Genomic DNA, 21,316 nt, shown 5'->3' with positions numbered 1-21,316 from the left:
GCAGGCATTGTACCCTTACGGCCCGGCTTGCCAAGCGTCAATCGTGCCGGGGTCAGAAGCTGGGGCTGAGCTGTTCGGCCGGCTGCTTCGGCAAGATCACGCGGAAGCGGCTGCCTTTGCCGACGGCGCTTTGCACTTCCATGCGGCCGCCGTGTTTTTGCACGATGCCATAGGACAGCGACAGGCCCAGGCCGGTGCCCTTGCCCACCGGCTTGGTGGTGAAGAAGGGTTCGTAGATGCGGTCGATCAGTTCGGGCGGGATGCCTTTGCCGGTGTCCTCCACTTCGACCCACACCGCCTGCTCGTCCTGGCCGGTGCGCACGGTGATGCGGCCACGCTCTTCGATGGCGTGGGCGGCGTTGACCAGCAGGTTCATGAACACCTGGTTCAGCTGCGAGGGGAAGCAGGCCAGCGGCGCCACGCCGCCATATTCCTTGACCACGTCGGCCTTGTATTTCAATTCGTTCCAGACCAGGTTGAGCGTGCTGTCGAGTCCCGCTTCCAGGCTGGCGACGGCCAGCTCGCCGCCGTCGACGTGGGAAAAGTCCTTCATATCCTGCACGATGCGCTTGACGCGCTCCAAGCCTTCCAGCGATTCGCTCAGCAGGCTGGCCAAGTCTTCGCGCAGATAGTCGGCGTCCACTTCGGCTTTCAGCGTGGCCAGCGCGGCGCGGTCGCCCACGGCCAGCTTGGGTTCCAGCGCTTCATAGGCGTCGAGCAGGTGCAGCAGGGATTCGGCGTAGCGCTGCAGGCTGCCCAGATTGGAATTGACGAAGCCCACCGGATTATTGATCTCGTGCGCCACGCCGGCCGCCAGCACGCCGATGGAGGCCATTTTTTCCGATTGCAGCAACTGGCTCTGGGCCTCGCCCAGCTTGCGGATCAGATCGGCCTGGCGCGCCTTTTCCTGCTCCAGCGTGGCGTTCGCCATCTGCAGATCCTTGGTGCGTTCGCGCACCCGGTATTCCAGTTGGTCGCGCGATTCGCGCAAGGCTTGCTCGGCGCGCTGGCGCTCCGTGATGTCGGTGAAGCCAAACACGCGGCCGATGATGCGCTCGCCCAGATACTGGGGCCGCGAACGGCATTCGAAGACGCGGCCGCTGCGCAGGCTGAGCAAATCCACCGTCTCGTTGGCATCGACCACCTGCTGCAGGCGGGTGCGGCATAGCTCGCCCTCCACCACCAGGCCCGCCAGATAGCCCAGGATGGCGCCATCGTCGCCCGCCTCCAGCAGGGATTCGGGCAGGTCCCACATGCGGCTGAACAGGCGGTTCATGCTGCTGATGCGGCCATGCCAGTCCAGCACCAGGATGCCGTTGCCGGTCGATTCCAGCGTGGCGCGCAGCTGCGACAAGGTCTGTTCCAGCACATCCTCCACCTGGCGCTCGTGGCGCGTGTCGCGCGCCAGCACCAGCAGCAGGGTGCGTTCCTCCTGGCGGATCACGCGCACCGTTTTCATCACCGTCATCAAGCTGGCGTCGGCGCAGTGGTATTCGCCTTCCTGCGCCGCGATTTCCTGGTACTGGCCGTTGCGCACATCCTCCCAATAGAAGACGTCCTGCAAGGAGCTTTCGATATCGGTGATGGACATGCCCTGCAACTGCTGCAAGGGGTAGCCGAGCACTTGCGCCGCCATCTGGTTCGCCAGCAGGATGCGCAGATCGGCCGGGTCCACCAGCAGCATCAAGTGTGGACTGTGGTCCAGCATCAGCTGCTGCAGGCTTTCCATTACGCGGCGGCCCCCTGTCCCTGCTTGCTGGCGTCGAAGTAATAGCTGACCCGCTTGCGCGGGCTCAGATAATGGTAAATCTCTTTCGGCACCTGGGCCGGCTTGATGGCCTTGACGATATTCAGGTCGGTCTCGCGCTCGGTGTCGACCAGGATCGCCTCCTCCTTCGGCACGCCGGCTTCGTACACCACCAGCACCGGCTTGGTGGGCTTGGCGGTATTGATGGTGGCGACCATACCGATCACCCCGTTCGACAGCTGCACCACGGTGCCGGGCGGATACACGCCGAGGCAGCGGATGAAGACCTGCAGCAGCTTGGGATCGAATTTGCCGCGCAGCTTGGCGAACATCAGTGCGAGCGCCTCGTGCGGCGTCATGGCGGCGGCCGGATTGGCCGGGTTGCACAGCTCATCGTAGAAATTGGCGATGGCGACGATGCGCCCCAGCAGGCCGGTGGCCTCGCCTTTGAGCTGGCGCGGATAGCCGCTGCCGTCAAAAGCTTCGTGATGGTCGCGGATCACGGATTGCACCGCCGCCGGCAAGCCCATTTTCTGCGCCAGCTCCAGCCCCACCTCGCAATGGGTTTCGTACAGGCGCAGCTCGGCGCCGGCGAGCGGCTCGAACTGATGCATCAGCCGGTCGGGCAGGTTCTTCAAGCCGATATCGTGGAATAGCGCGCCGGTGCCGAGCGCCGCCGCCGCTTCCACCGGCAGCTTGATATCGCGCGCCATCATCATCGCCAGCATGGTGACGTTGAGCGAATGGGTATAGATTTCCTCGCCGCCCACCTTGTCGCCCATGACGTGGATGGCCAATTCCGGCGCGCACAGGATGGAATCGGTGATCTTGCCGATCAATTCCTCGGCCTTGCGCACGGTTTCCGCCGGCCGCGCGAACATATTGCGCTCGATGTCGCGGATCGCGTTGGCGGTGTCGAAAAAAGCGTGCTCGATGCGCGCCGCCGTTTCGCGCTGCTGGCGAATGCGCGCCATCAGCACCATCTTGGCTTGCAGCGCGGGCGATTCGGGACCATGCAGCTCGACCACCGCGGATGCGGCCGGGGGCGGCGCGGCCTGCGGCGCCGGGGCGAGCGGCGCCGGCGCCACATCGCTGAGCGCCGGATCGAAACGGATGGATTTCAGGCCCAGACCACGCAGGACGCGGATCTGGTCTTCACTTTTAATTTTAAAGTGACTGAATGCGAACGGGTGCTCGAACCACTTCAGGTCCAGATGCACATACAAACCGATTTGCAGCTGATCTATGGAGATATCGAGGGTGTCCGCCATCGTGCCCACCTGTCCGCAGGATCATGACTTGCATTATCCCCTCTTTTTCAGCTGCTGCGGCAATTGCAACACCGCTTCCGCGTTGGAGGGCGAAAAACAGCGGTCGGCCGCTTCCAGCCAGGGCAGCCAGACGTATTGCAAGTGCTCGCGCGCGCTCAGCATGATGGGCGTGTCGCGCGGGACTTCGACGCTGAACACATGTTCGGTATTCTGCGTGACGCCGGGCGCGTAGCGGTGGCGCCAGACGGGATAGATTTCGTAGATATTGGCCAGCCCCCAGTCGCGCAGCACGATGCGCTCGCCGTCGGCGACGATGCCGGTTTCCTCGAACAATTCGCGGGTCGCGGTTTCCAGCAAAGGTTCGTCCACCGCGTCCTTGGAACCGGTGACGGATTGCCAGTAGCCGGCGCGGTCGGCGCGTTCGATCAGCAGCACGTCCAGGGCGGCGGTGTAGATCACCACCAGCACGGATTCGGGGATTTTATAGGGTTTCATGCGATAAAAGAAAAGGCGCCTCAGCGCCTTTTCTCCAAGAGCAAACCGCTTAGCCAGCCACTTTCGGCTCAGCCGCGCGCAGGCGGATGTGCAGTTCGCGCAACTGCTTCTCGTCCACTTCCGACGGCGCCTGGGTCAGCAGGCACTGGGCGCGCTGGGTTTTCGGGAAGGCGATCACGTCGCGGATCGAATCGGACTTGGTCATCAGGGTCACGATGCGGTCCAGACCGAAGGCCAGGCCACCGTGCGGCGGCGCGCCGTACTGCAGCGCGTCCAGCAGGAAGCCGAACTTCAGGCGGGCTTCCTGGTCGTCGATCTTCAGCGCGCGGAAGACTTTGGATTGCACTTCTTCGCGGTGGATACGGATCGAGCCGCCGCCCAGTTCCCAGCCGTTCAGCACCATATCGTAGGCCTTGGCAACGCAGGCGCCCGGATTGGTTTCCAGCATGTCTTCGTGGCCGTCTTTCGGCGCGGTGAACGGGTGGTGGGTCGCGGTCCAGCGGTCCGATTCCTCGTCGTATTCAAACATCGGGAAGTCGATCACCCACAGCGGTGCCCAGACGTCGTCGAACAGGCCGGCTTTCTTGCCGAACTCGGAGTGGCCGATCTTCACGCGCAGGGCGCCGATGGCGTCGTTCACCACCTTGGCCTTGTCCGCGCCGAAGAAGATCAGGTCGCCGTCTTCGGCGCCGGTCAGTTCCAGGATCTTGGCCAGGGCCGCGTCGTGGATGTTCTTCACGATCGGCGATTGCAGGCCGTCGCGGCCTTTGGCTTTCTCGTTGACCTTGATGTAGGCCAGGCCTTTGGCGCCGTAGATGGCGACGAACTGGGTGTAGGCGTCGATTTCCGAACGCGGCATGTCGGCGCCTTTCGGCACGCGCAGGCCGACCACACGGCCGTTAGGCATGGCGGCGGCGCCGGCGAAGACCTTGAACTCGACATCCTTCATCACGTCGGTCAGCTCGGTGAATTCCAGCTTGACGCGCATGTCCGGCTTGTCCGAACCGTATTTACCCATGGCGGTGGCGAAGTCCATCACCGGGAACGGGTTAGGCAGTTCGACGTCCATGGTGTTCTTGAACACCATGCGGATCATGTCTTCGAACAGATCGCGGATTTCCTGTTCGTTCAGGAAGGAGGTTTCGCAGTCGATCTGGGTGAATTCAGGCTGGCGGTCGGCGCGCAGGTCTTCGTCGCGGAAGCACTTGGTGATCTGGTAGTAGCGGTCGAAGTTGGCCACCATCAGCAGCTGCTTGAACAGCTGCGGCGATTGCGGCAGGGCGAAGAACTGGCCGGCGTTCACGCGCGAAGGCACCAGGTAGTCGCGCGCGCCTTCCGGGGTAGACTTGGTCAGAGTCGGGGTTTCGATATCGATGAAGCCCAGGTTGTCCAGGTATTTACGCACTTCCATCGACACCTTGTAGCGCAGGCGCAGATTGTTCTGCATCTGCGGACGGCGCAGGTCCAGCACGCGGTGGGTCAGGCGGGTGGTTTCGGACAGGTTGTCGTCGTCCAGCTGGAACGGCACGGCCACCGAGGCGTTCAGCACTTCGAGCTGGGAGCAGATCACTTCGATCTTGCCCGATTTCAGGTTGGCGTTGACGGTGCCGGCCAGGCGGTCCTTGACCACGCCGGTCACGCGCAGGCAGTACTCGTTACGCACGGATTCGGCGACCTTGAACACGTCGGCCTGTTCCGGGTTGCAAACGATCTGAACCAGACCTTCGCGGTCGCGCAGGTCGATGAAAATCACGCCGCCGTGGTCGCGGCGACGGTGCACCCAGCCGCACAGGCTAACAGTTTGGCCCAGCAGCGCTTCGGTGGTGAGGCCGCAGTAGTGAGTACGCATAGACATGGTTATTTCTCAGTTCAGGTTAAATTGTTTTATTCGGGCGCAACCACGCCCATGGAAACGATGTACTTCAGGGCGGCATCGACCGTCATATCCAGTTCGACGACGTTTTCACGCTTCATCATCAGGAAAAAGCCGGAGGTCGGGTTCGGCGTGGTGGGCACGTACACGCTCACATACTCGCCCACCAGATGATTCTTCACATCGCCGCCCGGCGTGCCGGTGAGGAAGGCAATGGTCCAGGACGCCTGGTGCGGATACGGAATCAGCACGGCCTTGCGGAAGGCATTGCCGGACGAGGAAAACAGCGTGTCCGACACCTGCTTGACGCTGCCGTACAGCGAGCTGACCACGGGAATGCGGTGCAGCAGCTTTTCCCACATGCGCACGACATAGTTGCCGATCAGATTATTGGTCAGCAAGCCGGTCAGGAACACGATCAGGATGGTCAGCATCGTGCCCAGGCCGGGAATGTCGAAGCCGATCAGGGTGCGCGGCTGCCAGCGCTCCGGCACGATCAGCAGGGACTGGTCCATGGTGCTGATCACCAGATTCAATACCCAGGCCGTGATCGCCAGCGGGACCAGGATCAGCAGGCCGGTAATAAAGTATTTACGCATCGTTTTCACCGTGGTGGGCGCCTTGTCTCAGGCCGACTCGCCGCTGCCGCCGCCACTGCTGGCTGCGGCCGGTGCGCTCGATGCCGCGGGCGCGGCCTCGCTCTTGGCGGGGGCCGTGTTATTGCTGGCAACACCGGTGGCCGGCACACTGCCGCCACGGAAATCGGTCACGTACCAGCCGGTACCCTTGAGCTGGAAACCCGCTGCCGTCAGTTGCTTTTTAAAGGCCGATTTACCGCAGGATGGGCAGTCGGTCAGCTGCGGATCGGAGATCTTTTGCAGCACGTCCTTGGCAAAGCCACACTCCTCGCAGCGATAAGCGTAAATAGGCATTACTTACTCCGCAAAAATCATCAAAAACCCTGAATTATAAAGCCTTTTTCCCGCCCGTTGACTCCTCCGGGCGGTCCAGGCAGGGAATTTTGTTTCCAATAGAAAAATACTATTCGATACAAGAAACATTCAGTGCTGTAATGACAGCACTACGAGGCCATAACCATAATGAGCCAGCATCTTCTTGCCACTTTACTCACGCTTTGCGCCGCCCTGCCCGCCAGCGCGGCGCCCGCCCTGCCCTTGCTGCAAAATCCCGACCAGCCGGTGCCAGCCTCGGCCGTCGGCCTCACCATCGTGCTGACGCTGGCCTGCGGCGCTTACCGGCGCCGCCACTCCAGCCAATACTCCTTCCCGGCGAAGACGGCGATGGAATCGCCGACCGGCTCTTCCAGCGTGCAATCGAAGAAAGGCGCGAGCAGACCGTGCAACTCCTCGCGGCTGGTGCCGAACGGCGGCCCCTTGGGATTCGAATCGTAAAAGAAGCAGCCGGCCAGCACGGCGCCGGGCGCCAGCAAATCGGCCCAGCGCTGGGCCAGGCGCGGCCACATGGCACGCGGCATGGCGCACAGGAAGGCGCGTTCATAGATCAAGTCGAGCGGCTGGGGTGGCGCGTAGGCAAAGAAATCGGCCTCCTGCACGCGCGCGCGCCAGGGGCCGGCGATTTGTTGCGCCGCAACAACAGCGGCCGGCGAGAAGTCGATGGCCGTGGCGTCCCAGCCCGCTTCGCACATCAGGTTCAACTCATAGGCCGAGCCGCAGCCGGGAATCAGCACCGTGGGCGCGGATAGACGAGCCAATCCAGCGGCGGCGGCCGGCCAGCCGGCGATGAAACGGCGCAGGCGCTCCGGCGCGCCGCCCTTGTCCCAGGGCGTGAACTCTTTTTCGAAGCGCTCGTCCCAGAAGGCGGGCGAGAGCGGATCACGGCTGTGGAATTCGGGCATGGCAGATCTCGCTTAGTAGGCGCCGTGCCAGCGTAGCCAGGCTTGCAGCCCGACCACGCCGATGGCAAAGGCGCCGGCCAGATAAACGAAGAAGCTGAGCATGCGGTTGGTGCGGCGCTGCTCTTGCAGTAATTGTTCCAGCAATTCGTTGCGGCCCCTATCCGGCTCGCCGGCCACGCTCAGCGCATGGTGCACCAGGCGCGGCAGCGCCGGCAGGATATGGCTGTAGCGCGGCGCCTCGGCTTTCAAGCGTTCGACCAGGCCGCGCCAACCGACCTGCTCGCCCATCCAGCGCTCCAGATAGGGTTTGGCGGTCTTCCACAGGTCGAGGTCGGGATCGAGGGTGCGGCCCAGGCCTTCGATATTGAGCAAGGTTTTTTGCAGCAGCACCAGCTGCGGCTGGACTTCGACATTGAAGCGGCGCGAGGTCTGGAACAGCCGCAGCAGCACCTGGCCGAAGGAGATGTCTTTGAGCGGACGGTCGAAGATCGGCTCGCAGCAGGCGCGCACGGCCGCTTCCAGCTCGTCGATCCGGGTTTCCTTGGGCGCCCAGCCGGACTCGATATGGGCTTCGGCCACGCGTTTGTAGTCGCGGCGGAAGAAGGCCAGGAAGTTCTGCGACAGGTAATCCTTGTCGTAATCGTTGAGCGTGCCGACGATGCCGAAGTCGAGCGCGATATAGCGGCCGAAGGTGGCGGGATCGATGGACACCAGGATATTGCCGGGGTGCATATCAGCGTGGAAGAAGCCGTCGCGGAAGACCTGGGTGAAGAAGATTTCCACGCCGTCGCTGGAGAGCTTTTTGAGGTCCACGCCCGCTTCCAGCAGGCGGTCGATCTGCGACACGGGAATGCCGTACATGCGCTCCATCACGATCACATTGCTGGAACAGTAATCCCAGTACATTTCCGGCACCAGCAAGAGGCGCGATTCGGCGAAGTTGCGCCGCAGCTGGCTCGCGTTGGCCGCCTCGCGCATCAAGTCGAGTTCATCGTGCAGGTATTTGTCGAACTCGGCCACCACCTCTTTCGGCTTCAAGCGCTTGCTGTCGGGCCAAAGACGGCTGACCCAGTCGGCGGCCAGGCGCATCAGCGCGACGTCCTCGTCGATCAGGCGCTTCATGCCGGGACGCAACACCTTGACGGCCACTTCCGTGCCATCCTTCAGCGTGGCGAAGTGCACTTGGGCGATCGAGGCCGAGGCCACGGGCACGCGTTCGAAGCGGGCGAACAGCTGCTCCGGATGGGCGCCCAGCGAGCGTTCGATCTGGGCGATGGCCAGGTCGGAATCGAAGGGCGGCACGCGGTCCTGCAGGCGCGCCAGCTCGACCACGATATCGGCCGGAATCAGGTCGGCGCGGGTGGACAACACCTGGCCGAATTTAACGAAGATCGGACCGAGCTCTTCGAGCGCCATGCGCAGGCGCACGCCGCGCGGCGTGGACAGGTCGCGCCAGAAAAACACCGTGTCGAGCAGACGGGAAATGCGCGGCTTGTCGAAGCCGGAGATGGCGATCTCGTCCAGGCCATGCTGGACGACGACGCGCAGGATCTTGAGCAGCCGCAGGAATTTGAGAATCATTGAACGTCCGTCTTGTGTTGCAGGGCCGCGCTGCGGCGGGCAAGTTTTTGTTCGAGCTTGTCCAGGCGCTTGGCGGCGCGCTCCACATCGTCGCGCAGGCGGCTGATGCCGGCGGCGAAATCCTCGGTCATGGCGGGACGCAGCAGCACCGGCTTTTCTTCCACCAGGAACTCGGCCACGTTCTCGGCCAGTTTCTGCCGGCCGCTTTGCAGCGCGCCGAAGGCGGCGCGGGCGCCGGCGGCCAGACGCACGGCGGCGATCGGCCCCAGCAGTTTTTCCAGATCATGCTCAGCCTCCCAGCGCAGCGACTGGCTCAGGCGCGAAATCGCATTGGCGAATTCGGCGTCGCCCTCGATCTGCACATAGGAAAACGCGCGTTCGCGGTTTTGCGCGATCAGCGGCAGGTCGGACAGCTTGAGACGGATCGTCACGGCCGGCGTCGCATCGGCCGGCGCGGCTTCCACCATGCCATCGGCGGTGGCGCGCAGGCGCAGCTCGGCCGGGCTGGCGGCGATGCAGGCGACCTTGCCCGCGTGCAGCTTCAACTCCTGGCGCGCCCAGGGCTCCTGCGCCAGCAGGTGGTTGACGGTGGCGGCGACCGGGGCGCCGGGGGACGGCAGTGCAAAGGGAAGTGTGAACATAATCGGGACACCAAAAAACAAAACCGCCCGGAAATCCTGGGCGGTCCTGATATTACCAGTTTGCCGCAGCTTGCCGCTGCGGCCGACGGGAAACTAAGGCAAGGCAGCGCCTCAGGCAAGCTGCTGGATACCGCCCAGCAGCCAACCGCCGGAACCGGACACCGGCTTGACCAGGTTCCAGACTTCGTTGAAAGGCTCGGCCAGGGCATCGGGCGCCGGCTTGATCTGGCCGGTGAATTTCACGCTGGCCAGGTAGTCCGTGCCATTGTTTTCAATGCCCAGCAGTTCGGCGTCGATCGTCACCACATCGGTGAAATCGGCCTTGCCGCCGCGTTCCTGGATCTGCATCTTCAGTTCGGCGAACACTTCCGGCGTGGTGAACTCGCGGATATCGTTCACATCGGATTTATCCCAGGCCGCTTGCAGGCGGATGAAGTTGCTCTTGGCGTGGCGCAAGAAAGCAGGCTGGTCGAAATCGGCCGGCACGCCCCATTGCTGGTGCGGCACGGGCGCCGGCGCGGCGGCCGGTTCGAACGCCGGCTGGGCTGGCTGGAAAGCGGCCGGCTGCAGACGCGAGCCGATTTCCGGCGTGCTGCTGCCGCCCTGCGGCGCGCCGAAGCCGCCCACATTGCCGCTATTACCACCGAAACCGCCATTGCCGCCAAAGGCAGCCGGGGCTGGACGGGGGCCAGCCGACTTGTTGCGGATCATGCGCACGATGAAGAAGATCACGCCGCCGATCAGGGCGATCATCAGGATCGAGCTGATGGCGCTGGCCAGGGCGCCGCCCAGGCCGAAGTGGGACAGCAAGGCGCCCAAACCGAGGCCCAGCAGGGCGCCGCCCAGGATACCCTTCCATGGGCTAGGCGGTTTCACGGGCGGTGCGGCCGGCGGCGTGGCGGCAGGCGCCTGCGTGGCTTGGCGCTGGGCTGCCGGCGCTTGCGCGGGCTGGGCCGGCATCTTGCTTACGCTCTGCGACTGACGGCCGATCGAACGACCGCCGCCCATCGGGCGGGCTGCCAATTCAGCCATCATGCTCATCGCGGAGATGGCCAGGGTGGCGCCGATCAGAATTTTCTTGAAGTTCATAATTATTCCTACAGTTTGATACCGGTGTGTAAAGCGGCCACACCTGCCGTCAGGTTGTAATACTGTACGCGCTCAAGACCGGCTGCCTGCATCATGGTCTTGAGGGTTTCCTGGTCCGGGTGCATGCGGATGGACTCGGCCAGGTAACGGTAGCTTTCCGCGTCGCCAGCGATTTTCTGGCCCATCCACGGCAGCACCGAGAACGAATACAAATCATACGGCTTTTGCAGCGGCGCCGCGACTTTCGAAAATTCCAGCACCAGCAGCTTGCCGCCCGGCTTCAGCACGCGGCGCATTTCGGACAGCGCCACATCCTTGTGCGTCATATTGCGCAGGCCGAAGGCGACGCTGACCCGGTCGAAGTAATTGTCCGGGAAGGGCAGTTTTTCCGCATCACACAGCAAGGTGGGGGTGACCTGGCCGCGATTCAAGAGGCGGTCGCGGCCGACGCGCAGCATGGATTCGTTGATATCGGTCAGCCACACCTCGCCCGTCGGCCCCGCCTGCTTGGCGAATACCTTGGCCAGATCGCCGGTGCCGCCCGCGATATCGAGCACCTTGAAGCCCGGGCGCACGGCGGCGTTGGCAATGGTGAAAGCCTTCCAGACGCGGTGCAAGCCGGCCGACATCAAGTCGTTCATCACATCATACTTGCTGGCGACGGAGTGGAAGACCTTGGCGACTTCCTTGACTTTATCGTCTTCGGAAACGGTTTTATAGCCGAAATGGGTGGTATTGGTCATGGTGGGCTGCCTGTTAATTTTGACTGCATTATACAAGCGCCCAGAGTGAAAAACCCTTGATCTGCCTGAAGATGGCCCAGGCTTGTCCGCTCTAAGCTGGCAAAACCATGCACAACACCGCCTATCTCGACCATTCGGTGATCTGCCACTACGCCGATCCCCTGAGCCGCCACGCCCTCACCCGCGCCTGCCAGCAGCTGACGCGGCACTGGTGGCGCACGCAGATGCAGCCGGCCCTTACCTATACTTCAGAGTACGCCATCGATGAAATCCTGCGCGGCGACCCGCGCCTGGCCTCGGCCCGCCTGACGGCCGCCCGCTCACTGACTGTGCTGCCGAAAGACCTGAACCACAAAACGATGGGGGAACTTTTAATTTTCAGCGGCTGTCTAATGGCCAAGGCGAAACAGACTGCCAGGCAATTCAGCTGTGCCAGCTGGTGGGAAATTCATTTATTTGCTACCTGGGACTATACCCAAATTGGGAGAGCCGACCGCCTGCGGCTGCTGCGGCAAATTATCGGCGGCTTTGAAATGCAAGCACCCGAAATCGTGAATATTTTGCAATTAATGGAGATGCCGCCATGAATACATCACGTTTCCCTCCAGACATCTATATACCCGAACTGGACCAGAAAACCATGGCGGAGATGGACGCATTGCATGCTGAATTTGTTGAGGACAGCAAGGATTACCCGCCCTCCGAACCCCGTCCGCTAGGCCTGAATCTGGAGGCTTTTCGCCAACTCCCCCCGCAGACAAGGGCTATCTTCCGCTATATTTGGGAGCGCCATCAGCGCGAGTACGAAGAGTTTTTAGCGAAGAAAAACGCGGCTTAATGCTTGTGGCCGCAACCGCGCGGCTGGGCAGCGGCGGCGCCGGGCAGCACCGCGCCAGGCGCGCGGCCGCTGTCGCTGGTAAAGCCGGCGGCCTGCAGGCGCACCAGATAGGCGGCCCAATGCTGGTCCTGGCGCGCGCCCAGATCGTAGAGATAATCCCAGGTGTATAAGCCGCTGTTATGCCCATCGGTAAAAGTGGGTTTGACGGCATAATTGCCGACCGGTTCCAGGTCCGTCATCCCGACTTCGCTCTTGCCCACTTGCAGTACTTCCTGCCCCGGTCCATGGCCCTTCACTTCGGCCGATGGCGAATACACGCGCAGCAGCTCGAAGGGAATCGAAAAGGTGGCGCCATCGTCGAAGCTCACTTCGAGCACGCGGGATTTGCTGTGGACGGTCAGACCGGTGGGGTTATGCATACTGAAACTCTTCCAAAAACTCAGGCACTCAGGCGTTGAATGATCGCCGCCCGCAAAGCCGGCAGCATGGCGCTGCGCTCGACCACGGCCTGCACCGGTGCCTCGCGCTGCTGCGCACCCCAGGTTGGATTAGGGAAGTGCGCATCGTCAGTGTAACGCGGGATCACATGCCAGTGCACGTGCGGGGTCATATTGCCGAAACTGGCGACATTCACCTTATGCGGCGCCATCACCTCGCGCTGCGCCAATTCCACCTGCCACACGGCGCGCATCACATGTTCGCGGTCCTCGGGCGCGAGGTCGGTCATTTCCTTGACATGGGCGTTCCACACCACGCGGCAATAACCCGGATAACCCGGCTCGTCGACCAGCACCACCGACAGGCGCTCATCGCGCCAGATCAGGGACGCGTCATCGCCGCCGGCGAAGGCGGCCAGCAAGGTGCACAGATCGCAGGGCTTGTTCACGCTCATACCAGTACCCTTTCGATGCCGCCGTCATTGGCGCGCGTGACGTAATCGGGCAGCCAGTTCTCGCCCAGCAGGTGCTTGGCGATTTCCACCACGATGTAATCGGCCGTAGTGCCCGAATCATCGTTATAGCGCGACAGGCCTTGCAGGCAGGACGGGCAGCTGGTGAGGATCTTCACATCGCCATCGAAGCCCTGGCGCAGCTTGTCCGCGCCCTTGACCATCTCTTCTTCCTTGCGGAAGCGCACCTGGGTCGAAATATCGGGACGCGATACGGCCAGTGTGCCGGACTCGCCGCAGCAACGGTCGTTCTTCTCGATCTTCACATTGTCCACGGTGGATACCAGGGCATTCACCGTCTTCACGGGATCCTGCATCTTCATCGGCGTGTGGCAAGGATCGTGGTACATATAGCGCGTGCCGGTCACGCCTTCCAGCTTGACGTTCTTCTCCAGCAGATATTCGTGGATATCCATGATGCGGCAACCGGGGAAGATTTTCTCGAACTCGTAAGTCGCCAGCTGATCGTAGCAGGTGCCGCAGGACACCAGCACGGTCTTGATGTCCAGATAGTTCAGCGTATTCGCCATGCGGTGGAAGAGGACGCGGTTATCCGTCATCATCTTCTCGGCCTTGTCGTACTCGCCCGAGCCGCGCTGCGGATAGCCGCAGCACAGATAGCCCGGCGGCAGCACGGTCTGCACGCCCACTTCCCACAGCATCGCTTGTGTGGCCAGACCCACTTGCGAGAACAGGCGCTCGGAGCCGCAGCCCGGGAAGTAGAACACCGCTTCCGTATTCGCATTGGTCTTCTGCGGATCGCGGATGATCGGGATCATCTTGTTGTCTTCGATATCGAGCAACGCGCGCGCCGATTTCTTCGGCAGATTGCCTGGCATCTTCTTGTTGATGAAGTGGATCACCTGCTCACGCACGGGCGGCTTGCCGACGGTCGGCGGCGGCGCCTTGGTCTGGCTGCGCGCCACTTTCTTGAAGATGTCATGGCCCAGACGCTGCGCCTTGTAGCCCCAACCGATCATCACTTCGCGCGTGGCGTTGATGGTGGCCGGGTCGGTCGCGTTCAGGAAGAACATCGAGGCGCGCTTGCCGGGATTGAAGCTGCGCTTGCCCATCTTGCGCAGCAGATTGCGCATATTCATGGACACATCGCCGAAGTCGATATTCACCGGGCAAGGCGTGACGCATTTATGGCATACCGTGCAGTGGTCGGCCACGTCCTCGAATTCTTCCCAGTGGCGGATCGAGATGCCGCGCCGCGTCTGTTCTTCGTAGAGGAAGGCTTCGATCAGGGCCGACGTCGCCAGGATCTTGTCGCGCGGCGAATACAGCAAATTGGCGCGCGGCACATGGGTCGAGCACACGGGTTTGCATTTGCCGCAGCGCAGGCAGTCCTTGACGCTGTTGGCGATGGCGCCGATATCGCTCTGCTGCATGATCAGCGATTCGTGGCCCATCAGGCCGAAGGACGGCGTGTAGGCATTGCTCAGGTCCGCGTCCATGCCGGGCAGGTTCAGCAGCTTGCCCTTGTTGAAGCGTCCTTCCGGATCGACGCGCTGCTTGTAGGCGCGGAAGTCGCCGATCTCTTCCTCGGTGAGGAATTCGAGCTTGGTGATGCCGATGCCGTGCTCGCCCGAGATCACGCCGTTGAGCGAACGCGCCAGCTTCATGATGCGGGCCACGGCCTTGTGCGCGTCCTGCAGCATTTCGTAGTGGTCCGAGTTCACCGGCAGATTGGTGTGGACGTTGCCGTCGCCCGCGTGCATGTGCAGGGCGACGAAGACGCGGCCGCGCAGGATGCGCTTGTGGGCCGCCGTCGCCTCGTCCAGAATCAGCTTGTAGGCCGCGCCGTTGAAGATCTGGCGGAACGGCGCGCGGATTTCCTGCTTCCAGCTGACGCGGATGGTGCGGTCCTGCACCACGTCGAACAGGGTGGCTTGCGGCTGGCGCTGCAGGCGTTCGTCGAAGGCCGGAGCCAGTTCCTGCAGGCCCAGCTCCTGCAGCTTGTGGCGCGCTTGCGCCAACGGCAGATCGAGGTTTTCCAGCGTATAGGTCCAGCGCTCGCGCACCTGCTCCAGCAGGGCCGCTGCTTGCTGCGGACGGTCGCCCAGCATTTCGGCGTCGCCCACCTTGTCGTCACTGGCATCGTCGCTCTTGCCGACCGGGAGATTGCCGGCGGCGAAAAATTCGCGCAGCGCGTCCGCCAGTTGCAGCTTGTTCTTGATCGACAGCTCGATGTTGATGCGCTCGATGCCATCGGTATATTCGCCCATGCGGTTAAGCGGAATCACCACGTCCTCATTGATCTTGAAGGCGTTGGTGTGCTTGGCGATGGCGGCGGTGCGGGCGCGGTCCAGCCAGAACTTCTTGCGCGCTTCCGGGCTGACGGCGACGAAGCCTTCGCCGACGCGGGTATTGGCCAGGCGGATCACTTCCGACGCGGCGCTGGCGACGGCATTCTCGTCGTCGCCGACGATGTCGCCGAACAGCGCCATCTTGGGCAGCACGCCGCGCTTGGATTTGGTGGCGTAGCCGACCGCGCGCAGATAGCGCTCATCCAGGTGTTCCAGGCCTGCCAGGCGCAGCGTGGCGAACTGCTCGCCCTGGGCTGGCAGACCGTCCAGATAATCCTTGATCTCGACGATCGATGGAATCGCGTCGCGCGCCTGGCCGAAGAATTCCAGGCAGACGGTGCGCGTATGCTTGGGCATCTTGTGCAGAATCCAGCGCGCCGAAGTAATCAAGCCATCGCAGCCTTCCTTCTGGATGCCGGGCAGGCCGGCCAGGAATTTGTCGGTGACGTCTTTGCCCAGGCCTTCCTTGCGGAAGCGGCGGCCTTCGATTTCCAGGATCTCGGTCTTGAACGGCGCGCCTTTCGCTTCGCCCTTGGCGTTCGGATGCGTCCATTCGAGGCGGAAGCGCGCCATCGGCGTATCGTGGATCTTCGACAGATTGTGGTCGATGCGCGTGACTTCGAGCCAGTCGCCGTTCGGGTCGACCATGCGCCAGGACGCAAGATTGTCCAGCGCCGTGCCCCACAGCACGGCCTTCTTGCCGCCCGCGTTCATGGCGATATTGCCGCCGATGCAGGAAGCGTGGGCCGAAGTCGGGTCGACGGCGAACACGAAGCCCGCCTTCTCGGCCGCTTCCGACACCTTGTTGGTGATCACGCCCGCTTCGGAGTAAATAGTCGCGTATTCGCGTTCCAGGCCGGGCAAGACCTTCATTTCCACGGCGCCCAGGGTCAGGAGCTTTTCGGTATTGATGACGGCCGACAGCGGCGTCAGGGGAATCGCGCCGCCGGTATAGCCGGTGCCGCCGCCGCGCGGGATAATGGTCAGTCCCAGCTCGATACAGCCTTTCACCAGGCCGGCCATCTCCTCTTCGCTGTCCGGGGTCAGCACCACGAACGGGTATTCCACGCGCCAGTCGGTGGCGTCGGTCACGTGCGAGATGCGCTTCATGCCGTCGAAGCAGATATTGTGCTTCTCGGTATAGCGGCCCAGCACCTTGTTGGCGCGCTTGCGCAAGTCGTACATGCGGCCGAATTCTTCGCCGAAGTCGGCCACCGCCTTGCTGGCCGCCTTCAGCAGCTTTTCCACATTGCCGCTGCGCTGGGCGGCATCGCCATCGGCCTCGGTGGCGTCCACCGTCAGGCGGCGCTTGTCGACTTCGGCCAGGCGGTGGTGCAGCGCATCGATCAATTTGGCGCGGCGCTTCGGATTGTCCAGCAAATCGTCCTGCAGATAGGGATTGCGGCGCACCACCCAGATATCGCCCAGCACTTCGTACAGCATGCGCGCGGAACGGCCGGTCTGGCGCGCGCCGCGCAGCTCGTCGAGCAGGCGCCAGGACTCTTCCCCTAACAGCCGTATGACGATTTCGCGGTCGGAAAACGAGGTGTAGTTATAGGGGATTTCGCGCAAGCGCGTGTGGGCGTGCCCATCGGGCGTTTCTGCAAGCAAGGCCTGGATTTGTGCTGGTGCGTTCATTATGCGTGGACTAGTGGCTGACGCTAAGAAAGACCATTCTATCGTATTGCGCCGCACAAGATCCTAACAGCCCCAAGGCATCACAGGGTTCCGTTAACGTCAGTTTGCCGAAATTAATTTGAAAAATGTGGCGTTTAGCGCACGTTTATTGCATTTCACCGATTTTTACCAGGGATTATTCATGCGATACGCCCCGAGGCAAAATTGCGTTTGCAGCATTCAGCCGCCCAGCACGTGCGCCACGGAACGCCAGAAGCCGTCCGGCACATACAGCAGCAGGGTCGTCATGGTCAGATAGCGCGCCAGCTTGCCGATGGCCATATACATGAGCGCGGGCCAGAACGGCAGCTTGAGCCAGCCGCCCAGGGTGCACAGGGGATCGCCGATGCCGGGCAGCCAGGACAAGAGCATGGTCTTGGCGCCGTAACGCGCCAGCCAGCCGAACCAGCGGCTCTCGCGCTCCTTGGCGAAGGCCGACTTGGCGGTATAACCCATCCAGTAATCGACCGCGCCGCCCAGGGTATTGCCGACGGTGGCGACGGCGATGGCGGGCCAGAACATGGCGCCATTGGCCTTGACCACGGCGAAGACGGCCGGCTCGGAGCCGAGCGGCACCAGCGTGGCAGACACGAAGCTAATGAGAAAGACCGAGGTCAGGCCCACTTCCGGCGCGGCCAGCAGGGCCAGCAGCCAGGCAATTGCGGATTCGATCATGAAGATTTGGAGGATGGCTCAGGCTGTCCATTATAATGAGTCGCACCAAGCACATCGCACGACTGAGTCCGGCGCCAGCATACCCGCGCGCGCCGGCGTGCAGCCTCCCTTCGGTTATCCGCCGTTGAACAGCAAGTCTTTGCACCCCGCCAGCCTCCCTGGCCCGACTTTTTTGTTTGCAGACTATGACTATCGACTACCTGAAGAAAATCCTGACCGCCCGCGTCTACGACGTGGCCCAAGAAACTCCGCTGGAACTGGCGCCGACCCTATCGCAGCGCTATCAAAACCGAATTTATTTCAAGCGCGAGGACATGCAGGACGTGTTCAGCTTCAAGGTGCGCGGCGCGTATAACAAGATGGCCCATCTGAGCGAAGCGCAATTGAAGCGCGGCGTCATTTGCGCCTCGGCCGGCAACCACGCCCAGGGCGTGGCGCTGTCGGCGGCGCGCATGGGCTGTCCGGCCGTGATCGTGATGCCGGCCACCACGCCGCAGCTGAAGATCGAGGCGGTGCGCGCGCGCGGCGGCGCCCACGTGGAAGTGGTGCTGCACGGCGAATCCTATACCGACGCCTACAACCACGCGCTGACGCTGGAAAAAGAACAGAAGCTGACCTTCGTCCACCCCTTCGACGACCCCGACGTGATCGCCGGCCAGGGCACGATCGCGATGGAAATCCTGCGCCAGCACGCCGGTCCGATCCACGCCATCTTCGTGCCCATCGGCGGCGGCGGCATCATCGCCGGCATCGCCGCCTATGTGAAACAGATCCGGCCCGACATCAAGATCATCGGCGTGCAAACGCTCGATTCGGACGCCATGGCGCGCAGCCTGAAGGCGGGCGAGCGCCTGACCCTGTCCGACGTCGGCCTGTTCGCCGACGGCACCGCCGTCCGCCTGGTGGGCGAGGAAACCTTCCGCATCGCGCAGCAGTATGTGGACGATGTGATCCTGGTCGACACCGACGCCATCTGCGCCGCCATCAAGGACGTGTTCATGGACACGCGCTCGATCCTGGAACCGTCCGGCGCCTTGGCCGTGGCCGGCGCCAAGGCCTATATCGAACGCGCGGAGCTGAGCAAGGACCCGGTCCTGCACCAGACCTTGATCACCGTGGCCAGCGGCGCGAACATGAATTTCGACCGCCTGCGCTTTGTCGCCGAACGCGCCGAGCTGGGCGAGTCGCGCGAAGCGGTGTTCGCCGTCACCCTGCCCGAGCAGCGCGGCAGCTTCAAACGCTTCTGCGCCCTGGTCGGGCCGCGCAATGTGACCGAGTTCAACTACCGCATCAGCGACCAGGACCAGGCCCACGTGTTTGTCGGTGTGCAGATCGCCGACCGCAACGAATCGAGCGCCCTGGCGCGCCGCTTCGAAGATAGCCAGTTCACGACGCTCGACCTGACCCATGACGAACTGGCCAAGGCCCACTTGCGCCACCTGGTGGGCGGCAAGAGCGCGCTGGCCAAGGACGAGCTGCTATACCGCTTCGAGTTCCCCGAGCGTCCCGGCGCGCTGATGCGCTTCCTCGACAGCATGGCGCCGAACTGGAATATCTCGCTATGCCACTACCGCTCCCAGGGCGGCGACGTCGGCCGCATCCTGATCGGCCTGCAAGTGCCGTCCGACGAGATGGGCGAGTTCCACAAATTCCTCGCCACCCTCGGCTACCGCTACTGGGACGAAACCCAGAACCCGGTCTACAAGCTCTTCCTCTAACGGCCGCCCGCAACAGCCGAGCCCGTGTCCACCTTGGTGCCTGGCACCAAGGTGGACACGGGCTCGGCTGTATGCGGCGGCTGCTCATCCGGCGGCGGGGGCGCTTTTGCGTTAACATGGAGGGCTGTCTGATTTACTCTGAGCACCGCCATGACCAATACCGCCGACCAGTCCCCTCTGGGCAAGAATTCCGCTTACCGTACCGACTATGCGCCGGAACTGCTGTTCCCCATCCCGCGCCAGGGTAAGCGCGACGAACTGGGGCTGCAGGGCACCCTGCCCTTCTTCGGCGTCGATCTGTGGAATGCGTATGAGCTGTCGTGGCTGAATATGCGCGGCAAGCCGCAGGTGGCCGTGGCGCGCATTACGGTGCCGGCCGATTCGCCGAATATCATCGAGTCGAAATCGTTCAAGCTCTATCTGAATTCCTTCAACCAGACCCGCCTGGGCGGCCCGGATGCACTGAAGACCTTGCTGCAGCAGGATCTGTCGGCCGCGGCCGGCGCCAGCGTGCAGGTCAGCCTGACCATGCAGGAGGACTTCGGCAGCCTGCAGATGGGCGAACTGTCCGGCCTGCTGCTCGACCGCCTGGATATCGAAGTCGATAACTACGCGCCGCAGCCGGAAATCCTGAAAGCCGACTTCGACGAGCAGCCGGTGGAAGAGGTGCTGGTGTCGCATCTGCTGAAATCGAATTGCCTGGTCACGGGTCAGCCGGACTGGGGCAGTGTGCAGATCAGCTATGCCGGCCCGCAAATCGATCAAGAAAGTCTATTGAAATACCTGATCGGCTTCCGCGAGCACAATGAATTTCATGAGCAATGCGTGGAACGCATCTTCACCGACATCCTGCGCCACTGCCGTCCGCAGCAGTTGACCGTGTATGCGCGCTATACCCGCCGCGGCGGCCTGGACATCAATCCCTGGCGCAGCAACCACAGCGGCGCGCGCCTGCCGTCCAATCTGCGCAACGCGCGCCAGTAAGCGGCCCCATGGATTGTTGATTGCAATCAACAATCCTCCGCATTTTTTACAATGTGGTGAAACATTTCAGCGGGTTTTGTCTTACAATCAGTTAAGAACTGTTATGGAATTACCCACGGCGAAAGCGCGTCCCCACAGGCAAAAAGCTGGCATTTTGCCGGAAACCTGCGCGTGAATTGCCAAGACGGCTGCCAGTATTTTTTGAATAACGCTTTAGCCTGCCTCAGGCGGGCTGGAGCGGAATGCGGAGGCCAGCCGGGCGCTAGCGATTTCATGTTACAGGCCGCACAAACAGGCCTATAATTCTGTGCTCGCAAGCCACCTTTGTGCGCCGCACCATTTCACGTCGCGTTATGAATAATCTGAGCAAAATCCTGTCGCTAGAGAATGTCCAGTTAGATCTGGAAGTCTCGAGCAAAAAGCGCGCCTTTGAGCAAGCCGGTCTGATTTTTGAGAACAACTGCGGCATCGCCCGCTCCACCGTGTCCGACAATCTGTTCGCGCGCGAGCGCCTCGGGTCGACCGGGCTGGGCCATGGCGTCGCCGTGCCGCACGGCCGCATCAAGGGTTCCAAGAGCCTGAAGACGCCGCTGGCCGCCTTCGTGCGCCTGGCCGAACCCATCCCCTTCGAATCGCCCGACGGCAAGCCCGTCAACCTGCTGTTCTTCCTCTTGATTCCCGACCATGTGACCCAGCAGCACCTGGAAATCCTGTCGGAGATCGCCGAGATGTTTTCCGACGACGCTTTCCGCACCGCCTTGTCGACTGATACCGACCCGCGCTCGGTGCATAGCCGCATCGTGAATTGGCAACCCAGCTTGCAAGCGGCAGGTTAAACTAGGATCGA

At 62.5% G+C, this 21,316-nt stretch carries 20 protein-coding genes; 5 read left to right on the top strand and 15 right to left on the bottom strand.

Annotation, left to right across the window (positions count from 1 at the left end):
- Positions 1-52: 52 nt before the first annotated feature.
- The 11 genes from FHS03_RS16565 to ubiE all read right to left on the bottom strand — a co-directional run bounded on the left by FHS03_RS16565 (position 53) and on the right by ubiE (position 11,316).
- Positions 53-1,729 carry a PAS domain-containing sensor histidine kinase gene (locus FHS03_RS16565; protein WP_183442028.1) on the bottom strand — a complete coding sequence of 559 codons (1,677 nt, stop codon included), beginning with the start codon at positions 1,727-1,729 and terminating at the stop codon, positions 53-55.
- Entirely contained in the window at positions 1,729-3,018 is a 1,290-nt protein-coding gene (locus tag FHS03_RS16560; protein WP_183442027.1) for an HD-GYP domain-containing protein, read from the bottom strand. Before FHS03_RS16560 ends, FHS03_RS16565 begins: the two co-directional genes overlap by 1 nt.
- Before the next feature lie 33 nt (positions 3,019-3,051).
- A complete protein-coding gene (gene nudB, locus FHS03_RS16555; protein ID WP_183442026.1) occupies positions 3,052-3,513 on the bottom strand; it encodes a dihydroneopterin triphosphate diphosphatase in 462 nt (153 codons plus the stop codon).
- A gap of 49 nt (positions 3,514-3,562) precedes the next feature.
- Positions 3,563-5,368, bottom strand: coding sequence for an aspartate--tRNA ligase (gene aspS / locus FHS03_RS16550; protein WP_183442025.1), 1,806 nt, complete (start codon positions 5,366-5,368; stop codon positions 3,563-3,565).
- Positions 5,369-5,397: 29 nt separating this feature from the next.
- Positions 5,398-5,985: a DUF502 domain-containing protein gene (locus tag FHS03_RS16545; RefSeq protein ID WP_183442024.1), complete on the bottom strand. Its 588-nt coding sequence runs from the start codon at positions 5,983-5,985 to the stop codon at positions 5,398-5,400.
- 27 nt (positions 5,986-6,012) lie between these two features.
- Positions 6,013-6,318 (bottom strand): FmdB family zinc ribbon protein, encoded by a 306-nt coding sequence (locus FHS03_RS16540; protein WP_183442023.1) that lies wholly within the window; start codon positions 6,316-6,318, stop codon positions 6,013-6,015.
- Between the two features lie 320 nt (positions 6,319-6,638).
- Positions 6,639-7,262 (bottom strand): methyltransferase, encoded by a 624-nt coding sequence (locus FHS03_RS16535; RefSeq protein WP_183442022.1) that lies wholly within the window; start codon positions 7,260-7,262, stop codon positions 6,639-6,641.
- A 12-nt stretch (positions 7,263-7,274) separates the two neighbouring features.
- Complete coding sequence (gene ubiB, locus FHS03_RS16530; protein WP_183442021.1) at positions 7,275-8,843, bottom strand: ubiquinone biosynthesis regulatory protein kinase UbiB; 1,569 nt, start codon at positions 8,841-8,843, stop codon at positions 7,275-7,277.
- The gene (locus FHS03_RS16525) at positions 8,840-9,484 is read right to left on the bottom strand and encodes a ubiquinone biosynthesis accessory factor UbiJ (protein ID WP_183442020.1); all 645 of its coding nucleotides are present in this window, start codon (positions 9,482-9,484) and stop codon (positions 8,840-8,842) included. Before FHS03_RS16525 ends, ubiB begins: the two co-directional genes overlap by 4 nt.
- Before the next feature lie 111 nt (positions 9,485-9,595).
- Positions 9,596-10,573, bottom strand: coding sequence for a Tim44 domain-containing protein (locus FHS03_RS16520; protein WP_183442019.1), 978 nt, complete (start codon positions 10,571-10,573; stop codon positions 9,596-9,598).
- A gap of 8 nt (positions 10,574-10,581) precedes the next feature.
- Positions 10,582-11,316, bottom strand: coding sequence for a bifunctional demethylmenaquinone methyltransferase/2-methoxy-6-polyprenyl-1,4-benzoquinol methylase UbiE (gene ubiE, locus FHS03_RS16515; protein WP_183442018.1), 735 nt, complete (start codon positions 11,314-11,316; stop codon positions 10,582-10,584).
- 107 nt (positions 11,317-11,423) lie between these two features.
- Here ubiE and FHS03_RS16510 point away from each other — a divergent pair, with 107 nt between their 5' ends.
- Both FHS03_RS16510 and FHS03_RS16505 read left to right on the top strand, forming a co-directional pair.
- Positions 11,424-11,903: a PIN domain-containing protein gene (locus FHS03_RS16510; protein ID WP_183442017.1), complete on the top strand. Its 480-nt coding sequence runs from the start codon at positions 11,424-11,426 to the stop codon at positions 11,901-11,903.
- The gene (locus FHS03_RS16505; protein ID WP_183442016.1) at positions 11,900-12,154 is read left to right on the top strand and encodes a hypothetical protein; all 255 of its coding nucleotides are present in this window, start codon (positions 11,900-11,902) and stop codon (positions 12,152-12,154) included. The genes FHS03_RS16510 and FHS03_RS16505 overlap by 4 nt, the downstream gene beginning before the upstream one ends.
- Here FHS03_RS16505 and FHS03_RS16500 read toward each other — a convergent pair.
- The 4 genes from FHS03_RS16500 to FHS03_RS16485 all read right to left on the bottom strand — a co-directional run bounded on the left by FHS03_RS16500 (position 12,151) and on the right by FHS03_RS16485 (position 17,767).
- Complete coding sequence (locus FHS03_RS16500; RefSeq protein ID WP_183442015.1) at positions 12,151-12,573, bottom strand: gamma-butyrobetaine hydroxylase family protein; 423 nt, start codon at positions 12,571-12,573, stop codon at positions 12,151-12,153. The genes FHS03_RS16505 and FHS03_RS16500 overlap by 4 nt on opposite strands.
- Before the next feature lie 20 nt (positions 12,574-12,593).
- Complete coding sequence (locus FHS03_RS16495; protein ID WP_183442014.1) at positions 12,594-13,046, bottom strand: HIT family protein; 453 nt, start codon at positions 13,044-13,046, stop codon at positions 12,594-12,596.
- Complete coding sequence (locus FHS03_RS16490) at positions 13,043-17,053, bottom strand: DUF3683 domain-containing protein (RefSeq protein ID WP_183442013.1); 4,011 nt, start codon at positions 17,051-17,053, stop codon at positions 13,043-13,045. The genes FHS03_RS16495 and FHS03_RS16490 overlap by 4 nt, the downstream gene beginning before the upstream one ends.
- Before the next feature lie 219 nt (positions 17,054-17,272).
- Positions 17,273-17,767 (bottom strand): YqaA family protein, encoded by a 495-nt coding sequence (locus FHS03_RS16485; protein WP_183442012.1) that lies wholly within the window; start codon positions 17,765-17,767, stop codon positions 17,273-17,275.
- 185 nt (positions 17,768-17,952) lie between these two features.
- On the opposite strand from FHS03_RS16485, the gene ilvA reads away from it, so the two are divergent.
- The 3 genes from ilvA to FHS03_RS16470 all read left to right on the top strand — a co-directional run bounded on the left by ilvA (position 17,953) and on the right by FHS03_RS16470 (position 21,305).
- Positions 17,953-19,485 carry a threonine ammonia-lyase, biosynthetic gene (gene ilvA, locus FHS03_RS16480; RefSeq protein ID WP_183442011.1) on the top strand — a complete coding sequence of 511 codons (1,533 nt, stop codon included), beginning with the start codon at positions 17,953-17,955 and terminating at the stop codon, positions 19,483-19,485.
- Between the two features lie 150 nt (positions 19,486-19,635).
- Positions 19,636-20,469 (top strand): NADPH-dependent 7-cyano-7-deazaguanine reductase QueF, encoded by an 834-nt coding sequence (gene queF, locus FHS03_RS16475; protein ID WP_183442010.1) that lies wholly within the window; start codon positions 19,636-19,638, stop codon positions 20,467-20,469.
- A gap of 353 nt (positions 20,470-20,822) precedes the next feature.
- Positions 20,823-21,305 carry a PTS sugar transporter subunit IIA gene (locus FHS03_RS16470; protein WP_050409689.1) on the top strand — a complete coding sequence of 161 codons (483 nt, stop codon included), beginning with the start codon at positions 20,823-20,825 and terminating at the stop codon, positions 21,303-21,305.
- Positions 21,306-21,316 lie beyond the last annotated feature (11 nt).

Source organism: Pseudoduganella violacea (genome assembly GCF_014191875.1).
GTDB lineage: Bacteria > Pseudomonadota > Gammaproteobacteria > Burkholderiales > Burkholderiaceae_D > Rugamonas > Rugamonas violacea_A.
This window is presented reverse-complemented; position numbering and strand designations above follow the sequence as displayed.